The following is a 9,743-nucleotide window of genomic DNA, read 5'->3' on the forward strand; positions in this document are numbered from 1 at the left end:
TCCGCGATGCCCTGCTCGTAGAGCTTGCCGGCGACGACGGCGCGGGTGACCTCGCCGAACGTGCCGGCCCCGTCGCGGCCCTCTTTGGACCAGGCGACGAAGAACCCGGCGACCTGGCGCCAGTGCTTGCGGCCGGCCTGCACCGGGGCGTCGTTGAGCACGCACCGCGCGTCGATCAGGTAGGGCCGGTGCACGCTGATCGCCTCCTTGAAGGCGGCGCGGAAATCGCGCAGGGTGTCCACCCGGCGGGACTCGATGCCGACGGACGCGGCGTACTGCGCGAAGTTGATGTCCGGGATCGCCGAGCCGCGGTCCGGCCAGCCCATGATCTCGCTCTCGAACTTGATCGCGGCCAGCGCCAGATTGTTGACGACGACGAAGACCACCGGTTTGGTGACGCCGACCGACGAGCGAATCTGGTTGAGCGTCACCGATGTTCCACCGTCGCCGGCCACCGCGACCACCAGCCGGGTGTCGGTGTTCTTGGCCGCCGCGATCGCCGCCGGGACCGCAAATCCCATGGTGCCGAACGACGCCGACCAGATGCTGCGCGTCATCGACGTGATGTACCGGTACACCCACAGCGTGTTGACGCCGACATCCGCGCACACCGTGGAGGTCCCGTCGAACCGGGCGAGCTCGTCGTCGATGGCCCGGGTGAGGTTGGACGCGCGCAGCGGGGCGCGTTCGACGGGGCGCAGCCGGGGGCGGCGGCGTGGCCGCGGGTGCGACGGCTGCTCGGGAGCGTCGGCACGCAGGGCGCCGACCATCGCCTCCAGCGTGGTCACCGCGTCGCCCAGCACGCAGATGTCGTGCTCTTTCAGTCGCAGCATCGCGTTGGGGTCGACGTTGACCACGATGGTGCGCCCGGTTGCGCCCAGGTCGAAGGCCGACCCGCGGTTGGATACGCCGACCAGCAGCAGTACGTCGGCGCGGGCGACCTGCTGGAACGCGCGCAGGTCACCCGAGCCGCCGACGCGGCCGTGGGCGCGCAGGCCGGGGCTGTCCACCACCGAGTCGCCGCCCATGGTCAGGTGCACCGAGCAGCCCAGCAGGGCCGACAGCTCGGTGAGTAGGTCCGTGCAACCGGCGGCGCCGCGACCGGCGACCACGGCCACCCGGGGCGCGGAGCGGATCGCGGCGATCGCCTCGTCCAGCGCCGCATGGTCCGGCGGGGCCGGCCTCGGGGCCGGTATCTCGGTCCGGCTGTCGCAGTCGTCCCATCGTGTTTCCAGCGCGTCGCGTCGGACCTGCAGATGCACCACCCCGCCGCCCGGCGCCGCGGCGGCCGCGCACGCGGCTCTGACCGTCGCGGCCGCCGTCGTCACGTCATCGACGACGTAGTGCGCCACCGTGACCTCGTCGAGCACCCGCTGCGCGTCGAGATGCCAGGTGTCGGTCTCGACGGTGGCGACCAGGATGCGGGCGTTGTCCAGCGCCGCGTCGTAGATCCCGTTGAGCTGCAACAGCAGTGCGGGTCCGGTCGCGGCGACCGTACCGGCCGAGGGGCGCCCCGCCTTGCGCAGCGCGGCCGCGCTCATCGATGGGGCCTGGACGTTGGCGTTGCGCTGCGCGGTACCGAACGCGGGCAGCGACGGTGCGCAGAAGTCGCTGATCTGTACCGGCGCACCGAGATTCGTCTGCAGTGCCGCAGCGAGTGACCGTTCGCCGGGACGTACCGGCGCCGCCGGCGCGGCCGGTGCGTTGCGCCGCACGGCGATGAGTGCCGGGCCTTCCGTGCGGGCGGTGCCGGTTCTCAACCCCATCGCGGCGCCGAGATAGCTTATTTTGGAGAGGATTTCGGGCTCGTCGACCTGGCAGCGGATGGATACATTCGCGTCAACCGTCACCAGGCTGGACAGTTCGGCGACGAATTGGCTCAGGTTCGGATAGTCGGTCACCACGACGCTGCGCGACTTCCCGGCCAGCGCGGCCCCGATGCCCATCGGCAGGGCCGCACCGGGGATCCCGGCGATGCTGGACATGCCGGCGTCGTCCGGCAGGTCGGTGAATACCGTTTCTTCGCTCGCGGTTTCGGACTCTGGCTGGTCCAGGTCCAGCAGTGTCAGCAGCGTGGCTTCGACGTCGCAGACGACCTGCCTGATGTACGGCAAAGCCTTGCCGGTGAACCGGCGGTCGGTCAGTTCGAGCAGGTTCGCGTGCCCGTGGACACGGTGCTTCAGCAATGGGCTGCAACGTCCCACCACCAGCACGTCACCCGCCGGGATCACGCCGGTGCCCGCGACGTCGTACACCGGGCAACTCAGCCGCTCCGAAAGTCCTTGTACCAGGCTGACATACGCGGCATCGGCGCAGGACAGCACGATGGCCAGGTCGTCGGACTCCAGGAACTCGGTGACCGAGCGCAACTCTTCCTTACTCGCCGACGCGGGCGTCGGCGGCCTCGGTACGAAGAATCCCGCCTCGTTGCCACCGATCGGCGCGTAGAGCACATCGCCGGGGATCGCGACGTGGCAGGCGGTGGATTCGTGCACCGCCGACACGCAGGACCGCGCGAATCGTTCGAACTGAGTGGGGGAGTGGATCAGCACCGAGGAGGACGTGCAGGGCTGGAACAGCGCTTCGGAGTCGATCTCCTGGAACGTGTCGCGGCCGATGCTGGCCACCGGAACCTGACCGCTGATGGCCAGCAACGGAATTCGGCCGACGAATGCTTCGTAGGCGCCGGCAACCAAGTTGGTCGCCCCGGGTCCCGCGGTGCCGAAACACACCCCGAGCCGGCCGGACGCTCTCGCGTAGCCCACGGCCATCAGCGCTGCCGCGGTCTCGTGCCGGGTGGTGACGACCCGAATCTCGCTGCGCTTGCTCGCGGCGTGAATCAACGAGTTCACCGACTCGGCCGGCATCCCGAAGATGTATTCGACACCGAGGGCGATCAGATAGTCCACCAACTCGTCGGCGAACCGCTGTCGCCCAAGCGCGTTGGAGAACAGATGCCGGTTATACATTGATCGGGCTGTAGGTGCTCAACGACGCCATGACGGCATCCACCGAAGCGTCGGATTGAACCGTGATCCGCACGCCGAAGCCGGGGTATTCCCGCACCAATATGCCGTCGTTCAGGGCGTGCCGGAACAGTGTGTGCGAATCCTGCGCGGGCACCCACACGAAGTTTCCCTGCGAGGCGATCCCGCAGTCCATGTCCTGGTCGATCAAAAAGGCCTCCAACCGTTTCCGGTTTGCGACCACGCGCGTCACCCGGTCGGTCAGCGGCCCTTGATGCCGCAGCGACTCGGCCGCAGCGATCATCGATACCGAGTTCACCGAGTAGGTCGGGACGGCCGAGCGCACCCGGCCGGCCAGTGCGGCGCCGCTGAAGACTCCGTAGCCGATGCGCAGACCGGCCAATCCGTATGCCTTGGAGAAGCTACGCAGCACCGCGACGCCGTCGAGTTCGGTCACCAGGCGACCCACCGCGTCGGGCGGCAGGGTCTCGTCGAACTCCGCGTAGGCCTGATCGACAACCAGCAGAACACGTTTCGGTAGAGCGTGGCGCAACGCGGCGAGGTCGGCCAGGCTCACCGTGGCGCCGGTGGGGCTGTGTGGCGCGGCGATGATAACCTGCCGGGTCGACGCGTCGACATCGGAAAGGATGCCGTCCAGCGATTGGGTCCCCGGCGGGTCGCTGGCCACCCCGACCGGGACCCCGCCGGCCCGCGCGACCAGCACCGCGTACTCGTCGAACGTCGGCAACCCGAAGACCGTGGACTCTCGCACCGGATCGGCATGCAGGATCGCGTCCAGGACGCCGACGCTGCCCGGGCCGATGACGACCTGGTCTCGCGGGACGCCGTGCAGGGCGCTGATGCCCGCGGTCAGTTCCGCGACATGGTGGTGCTGCGGGTAATGGCTGAGGGTGACCGCGCTGGTAGCGAGTAATTCCCGCACCTGCGGGAGGGGGTCGAGGTGCAGTTCGTTGCGGGACAGATCGAAATCCATTCGCAGCTTCCGGGGGTCGCCGTGGTGAGTAATCCGCTTGACCCTCATGGCGTTTCGAAGTCCTCCGCACGCCTGGTGTCCAGCCGCAGCCGGTCGGTGAGCAGCATGATGGCGAATCCGGTGACCACCACCGCGACCGAGACGAACGAGATTCGTTCGATCAGGATCAGCGTCGACAGATATCCGACCGAGACGAACATGTCGTCGCGCAGCATGTCGTTCGACGACTTCTGGTCGACCGTGTGCACCAGACGCCAGGCTTGAAAACACGCCACCGGCAACCAGATCAGGGCGATCAGGTACTTGGCGGCGAGGAAGCCGGCACCGACCGGAACCACGACGGCCGCGTACACCAGCACGGTCGCGACCGCGGCGATCATCGCGGCGCGGCGCCTGGTGGCGCTCAACGTCGCCGACGTCGTCACGTGGACCCGTTTGTCCCCTTCGTAATCCGGCACATTCTTGGTGAGGCCCTTGGCGCAGAACCAGACGAACAGGTACAGGGCCAACGCGCAGTACTGTGGGTCGGTCAGCACAGCGAACCTCAGATCCGAGGCGAGTACCGCGCTCACATACGGATACGCCACCGCGTTGGCGAAATACAGGATGCCGATCCGGGCGCGGGCTTTCATCCGCAACGGGCGGAACGAATACTGTTGGCAACCAATCAAAGCCAGGAACGTCAGGGCCGCGAACCACGGATTGACCAGCAGCGAGAGCGCGAAGTTGATCGCGGCCAGCAGGTGGGTGTGGCGCAACAGCCGGTCGCGGCCGTAGCGGCTGAGTTCGAACACCCGGGACGGGATGTTCTCGTTGTCCTCGGCGATGTCGGTGTAGATGTTGTAGAGGTTCGCGATCGCGGCGATGTGGTAGGAGACGATCATCCCGACGACGAGGGCCAGTGGTGAGACCTGGCCGGCGACGACACTGGCGAGATAGAAGCCCAGCATGCCCGGGATGCACGTCCTGGGCCGCGAGAACGCCACGAACTGCGCGAGGCGCCAGGTGGCCGGCGCGTCGATGCCGGGGCAGGTCCGCACCAGTTCCAGCCGTGCCGCACTGGGCTTCTCCAGAAACCCGGTCAGCCCGGATGGCCCGGCCGGTGGCGCCGGGCGGGCGTCGGTCATCAGTTGGCGCTCCTCCACGGGCTACTCCACTTCCAAGGCGTCCACGATGGTCGATTTCGCGGCACGAGACGCGGGGAGCAAAGCCCCACTCCAACAGAGGATCACCGCGACCACGACGGTGAGTAGGTCCAGCGGCGAGAACGAATACCGCACGGTGATAGCGGTGACCGAACTCATGATCAGCGTGCCGAGTCGATGCACCACTACGCTGGTCAGCATGCCCAGTGCGCCGCCCAGCAACGCGATGCTGGTCGACTCCACCAGGATCGACTTGGTGATGTAGCGCCGCGACGCACCCATGGCGCGCAGCACGCCGATCTCCCGCTTGCGTTCGATCACCGAGATCATGAACGCGTTGAACAGCGCCATCGCCGCCAACAGCGCCACGATCCACTGCACGAAGACCGCCAGCGAGCCGATCTGGGCCACCGCGCCCTTGCCCGAGTCGACGGCGTCCTGCCCGCTGAAGGCGAACAAACCCTTTGCCGCGGCGACCTTTTCGAGCTGTTGCAGCGCGGCGGGCGCGTCGCCGGGATTGTCGACGTGCACTTCCAGGTAGGTGGCGCCGTCACGCTGGAACCAGGATTTCATGTGCGCCAAAGACATTGCGATCATGCCGCGTTCGGTGGTCAGATAGTCGACCACACCGAGGATCTGCACGCTCTGCTCACCGGACGGGGTGTTCAGGGTCAGCGTGTCCCCGACTCGGCGGTCCAGATGCCTGAGCAGTTGTCGCGATACCACGATGCCGTCGCCGGCCTCGACCTTGGCGCGGACCGCGGGTTCCATGGCGGCGAAGGCGGGGGTCACCGTGCCGGGGCCGGAGCCGACCACCAGAACGCGGTCGCTGCCGACGTTGACGAAGGCGTACTGGACCGGTTTGACGTCGACGACACCGGGGATCGCGCGCACTTCCCGGTCCGTCCCCTGGGGGATCAGCGGGCTGATCGGCACCACTTCCTTCGATGCCGCGGACAGATACATGTCCGCACCGGCCAACGAAGCGAAGGCGTTTCCCGTGGAGTCGACCACGTCGGTCAGCACGCCGCTGGTCACGCTGCCCAGCGCCACCGCGATCATCACGATCATCAGGTTCGCCCAGGTCCGTTTGGCCGACGCCGTCATCGTCGAGCGGCTGACCTGACCGGCCGGCCCCATCAGCGCGGCGATCCGGCTGCTCAGCGCCACCAGCACCGGACCCAGCGCCCAGCACAGCGTGAGGACACCGACCAGCACCAAAACGCCTCCGGCGAAAGTCTTTTCGTCGTGCAGACGCAGTGCGACCAAGAACGCCGCGCCGGTGAGCAGCGCCCCGACGACCACCCCGAGCCAATGCGGGCGGTTCCGGTCGGCACCCAGGCTTTCCAGTTCCACCGGTCGCATCGCGGCGATCGGCGATGCCCGGAAGACCATCATCGCCGGCCAGGCGGCGCCCAGCACGCAGGCTACGATCCCCAGCGAGATCACCACTGCGATCGCGGTTCCCGGGAAGAAGTAGTCCGGTTTGACGTCGACCGACTGCAGCATCAACGGCGGCAGACGCTTGATCGCCAGGAAGCTCATCGCCGCACCCAGCGGCGCCCCCAGCAAGCCGCCGAGAAAGCCGAGCAGGGCCACCTCGAGCAGCAGGTCCTTGGCCAGCTGTCCGCGCCTGGCGCCCAGCGCGCGCAGCGTGGCGATCATCGGACGGCGTTGCACCACAGCCATATTCATGGTGTTGAAGACGATGAACATCGCGACCACCAGGGCGATCGAACCGACGAGTAGCAAGGTGTCGCGGGTGAGGGAGACGGAGTTGTCGGTCTGGGCGACGCGGAACTGCGGTTCGGCGACCACCGCGCGGTGATCGACCACCCGAACCAGATCGGCGCTCAACGCTTTGAGGTCGGCGCCCGGCATGGCCACGACGAACACCGACGTCACCCGGCCGGGTTGGTTTAGCAGCTGCTGCGCCATCGGCAGCGGGACGATCAAATAGTCTCCCGCGTTGTACTTCTCGGCGAGATCCCCCTTGGGCACGAAAACCACGTTCACGCGGGTGTTGTTGACTTCCACCTGGGCGCCGGCAGCGGTGCCCAGGCCGGGGCCGGCGATCGCGCCGCCGGCCAGCTTGCTCTGATCGGCCTGTTGCACCAGTTCGTTGCCCACCCGGTTGTCCAGCACCCGGATATCGGGGCTGACCCCGAGAAGCGTTGTGCCGGAACGGGGAGCATTGACCGTCGCCTTCACGATCGGCTCGGCGGCGGCCACCCCGTCGACCCCGCGCAACTCGGCGACCAGCGATTCGGGCATACCACTGTCGGCCGCGCCGGTGACCTCGAAAGCCGCTCTGCCGTAGAGGTCTTCGGACATCGTCGCCACCGATTTGGTCAACGAGCTGTAAATTCCTGCGATGGCCACCAACAACGCGGTCGCAATCATCACCGCCGCAACGCAACTCAACGATCGTTTCCAGTGCGCAACCGCGTAGCGCAGGTTGAGCAGCCTGAAGCGGGCGATCATGCGGATTCGACGACTTTGCCGTCACGCATGACGATTTCGCGGTCGGCGGCGGCCGCGATCGTCGGGTCGTGCGTCACCATCAGCACCGAGCACGCGCCCTCGTCGGCGATCTTGCGCAACAACGCAAGGATGTTCTGGCCGGACTCCGAATCCAGATTGCCGGTCGGCTCGTCGGCCAGCACCACACCCGGCTTCATGATCAGCGAGCGGGCAATGGCGACGCGCTGCATCTGGCCCCCGGACAACTGGGAGGGTTTGTGATCGATGCGGTCGCCCAGCCCCACCATCTCCAGCAAGTCGCAGGCGTCCTGGCGGGCCTCCTTGATCGACGACCCGTCCAGCACCCGGGGCATGGCCACGTTCTCCCAGGCGGTCAGCGTGGGCAGCAGGTTGAAGAACTGGAAGATGAACGACACCTTGCGCCGCCGGTATTCGGACTGCTCGTCGTCGGTCTTCTGTGACAGTTCCTCGCCGTCGACCTTGATCGAGCCCTGGTCGGGACGGTCGATGCCCCCGATGAGGTGCAGCAGCGTGCTCTTGCCCGATCCCGACTGTCCCGTAATGGCTACCAGCTTCTCGGTGCCGAGGGACAGGGTGACGTCGTCGACCGCTTTGACCAGCTCCTGGCCCCGCTGATAGGTCCTGCTGACGCCGGTCATCTCGATCAGCATGTGTAAGGCCCCTGGGAAAGTCGCGACGCAGATTTGGTGCAGGACAGGCTAACCTTACACACCGTTAATTTTCTAGGTGGACGTTTTCCATTCCTGCAGTCGGAGAGTCCGGCGGCTGAAAATCCAGTTCGGGACCAGTGTCATGCCCGTTTCACGTGCCCAGACCAGCAGCGGATGACGCCACTGCCCGGCGATGCCGATGGCGTGCGATTCGCGCGCGATGCGCTGGGTGCGGGGACGGCGGAGCCGGTCGTATCTCTGCAGCGCCTGACCCAGATCCTGGTTGGTGAGTAGGGCACACAGGGTTGCGGCGTCCTCGAGTGCCTGGTTGGCGCCCTGGCCGAGATTCGGCGACATTGCGTGCGCCGCGTCACCGATCAGCACGACGTTGCGGTGCACGTAGGACTTCAGCGGTCCCTCGAGTTCTTCGGTGTGGGTGTAGTGGACGGCCCCGGGATCGGTGGCATCGATCAGTTCGGCGATCGGCTCGTGCCAGTGTCCGAAGCGGGTTCGGACCTCGTCGAGCGCTTCGACGCCGGTTTCGTTCTTCGCGCAGTCCGCGACACCGAACCAATACACCCGGCCGTCCTTGAGGGGGGCCAGCCCGAATCGCTCGCCGGCACCCCACGTCTCGCCGCCCTCGCCGATGGGCACGGGCCGCGACGTGAGAGCGCGCCACACCCCGTAGCCGCAACGGCGGGTCGGGCGGTCCTGCGGCAGGCTCGCGCGGACCCGGCTGCGGATGCCGTCGGCTCCGATAATCAGGTCTGCCCCGGCGGCGACGTTCCCGTCGTCGGTCCGGACGGCTCCGTCGCTGACCTCGATGACGCGCTGTCCCCACTGCACGGTGCCGGGGGCCAGGGTGCCCAGCAGCGCCGCGTGCAGCTCGGTGCGGTCGACCGCGCGCAGGTGCTCGTATGCCGCCTTGCCGAACGTGACGACGAACCCGCCGTCGGGTTTGCGGATGCCCGACTTGGTGAACGGGGGCACGTCGGCGCAGATCGCCCGGACGGCCGGCCCGAGGCCGAGCTCGTCCAGAGCCCGAAACCCGTTGCCGAAGATGGACAATCCGGCGCGCGGCGGCTGCGAATCGGCCGACCGTTCCAGGACCTGGACTTCCCAGCCCGCCCGCTGCAGTCCGCTGGCGACCGCAAGTCCGGCGATTCCGGCGCCGACGACGACTGCTTTCATGCGCGGCAGCCTAATGAGTGCCCCCACGATCGGCCCGCATGCACTGGGGGTTCGCGGCCTTCTGCAACCTGTGATAGTATCGAACGTATGTTCGAGCAATCGGGTCCGGAGGCTGTCGCCGCGGCGAAGGTGGCGCAGTTCGAGGAGTCGATGGGGGCGGTGTTCGCCCATCGGGAGGCGTTGAGCGAGACCACCGCGGCGTCCACGGCGTGGATGAGCCATATTCAAAACGCCGATCGGCTGATCAACCAGGCCGAGGCCACTCAGTTGGCCGCGATCTGGCAGCTGTTTA

Annotated in this window: 7 protein-coding genes; 1 reads left to right on the top strand and 6 read right to left on the bottom strand. The window is 67.3% G+C overall.

The features are described 5' to 3' along the window. From AC5Y4D_RS26945 to AC5Y4D_RS26970, 6 genes are all read right to left on the bottom strand, one after another. Window positions 1-2,969, bottom strand: a 2,969-nt coding sequence (locus tag AC5Y4D_RS26945; RefSeq protein ID WP_500038718.1) for a thiamine pyrophosphate-binding protein, incomplete at its 3' end; no start/stop codon positions are given. Beyond that, window positions 2,962-3,960 (bottom strand): pyridoxal phosphate-dependent aminotransferase, encoded by a 999-nt coding sequence (locus tag AC5Y4D_RS26950; RefSeq protein ID WP_500038719.1) that lies wholly within the window; start codon window positions 3,958-3,960, stop codon window positions 2,962-2,964. The genes AC5Y4D_RS26950 and AC5Y4D_RS26945, both read right to left, overlap by 8 nt. A 44-nt stretch (window positions 3,961-4,004) precedes the next feature. Then, the gene (locus AC5Y4D_RS26955) at window positions 4,005-5,087 is read right to left on the bottom strand and encodes a UbiA family prenyltransferase (RefSeq protein WP_500038720.1); all 1,083 of its coding nucleotides are present in this window, start codon (window positions 5,085-5,087) and stop codon (window positions 4,005-4,007) included. 21 nt (window positions 5,088-5,108) lie between these two features. After that, window positions 5,109-7,589, bottom strand: a complete 2,481-nt coding sequence (locus tag AC5Y4D_RS26960) for an ABC transporter permease (RefSeq protein ID WP_500038721.1) — start codon at window positions 7,587-7,589, stop codon at window positions 5,109-5,111. Continuing rightward, on the bottom strand, window positions 7,586-8,260 hold the full coding sequence (locus AC5Y4D_RS26965; RefSeq protein WP_500038722.1) for an ABC transporter ATP-binding protein: 675 nt from the start codon (window positions 8,258-8,260) through the stop codon (window positions 7,586-7,588). Before AC5Y4D_RS26965 ends, AC5Y4D_RS26960 begins: the two co-directional genes overlap by 4 nt. 72 nt (window positions 8,261-8,332) lie before the next feature. Continuing rightward, entirely contained in the window at window positions 8,333-9,451 is a 1,119-nt protein-coding gene (locus AC5Y4D_RS26970; protein WP_500038723.1) for an FAD-dependent monooxygenase, read from the bottom strand. 87 nt (window positions 9,452-9,538) lie between these two features. On the opposite strand from AC5Y4D_RS26970, the gene AC5Y4D_RS26975 reads away from it, so the two are divergent. Further along, window positions 9,539-9,743, top strand: a 205-nt coding sequence (locus tag AC5Y4D_RS26975) for a hypothetical protein (RefSeq protein WP_500038724.1), incomplete at its 3' end; no start/stop codon positions are given.

It is taken from the genome of Mycobacterium sp. NGS67 (assembly GCF_059812185.1).

Coding starts and splice junctions, on each gene's coding strand:
- AC5Y4D_RS26970 (WP_500038723.1), bottom strand. CDS start 9,451: ATGAAAGCAGTCGTCGTCGGCGCCGGAATCGCCGGACTTGCGGTCGCC.
- AC5Y4D_RS26950 (WP_500038719.1), bottom strand. CDS start 3,960: ATGGATTTCGATCTGTCCCGCAACGAACTGCACCTCGACCCCCTCCCG.
- AC5Y4D_RS26955 (WP_500038720.1), bottom strand. CDS start 5,087: ATGACCGACGCCCGCCCGGCGCCACCGGCCGGGCCATCCGGGCTGACC.
- AC5Y4D_RS26960 (WP_500038721.1), bottom strand. CDS start 7,589: ATGATCGCCCGCTTCAGGCTGCTCAACCTGCGCTACGCGGTTGCGCAC.
- AC5Y4D_RS26965 (WP_500038722.1), bottom strand. CDS start 8,260: ATGCTGATCGAGATGACCGGCGTCAGCAGGACCTATCAGCGGGGCCAG.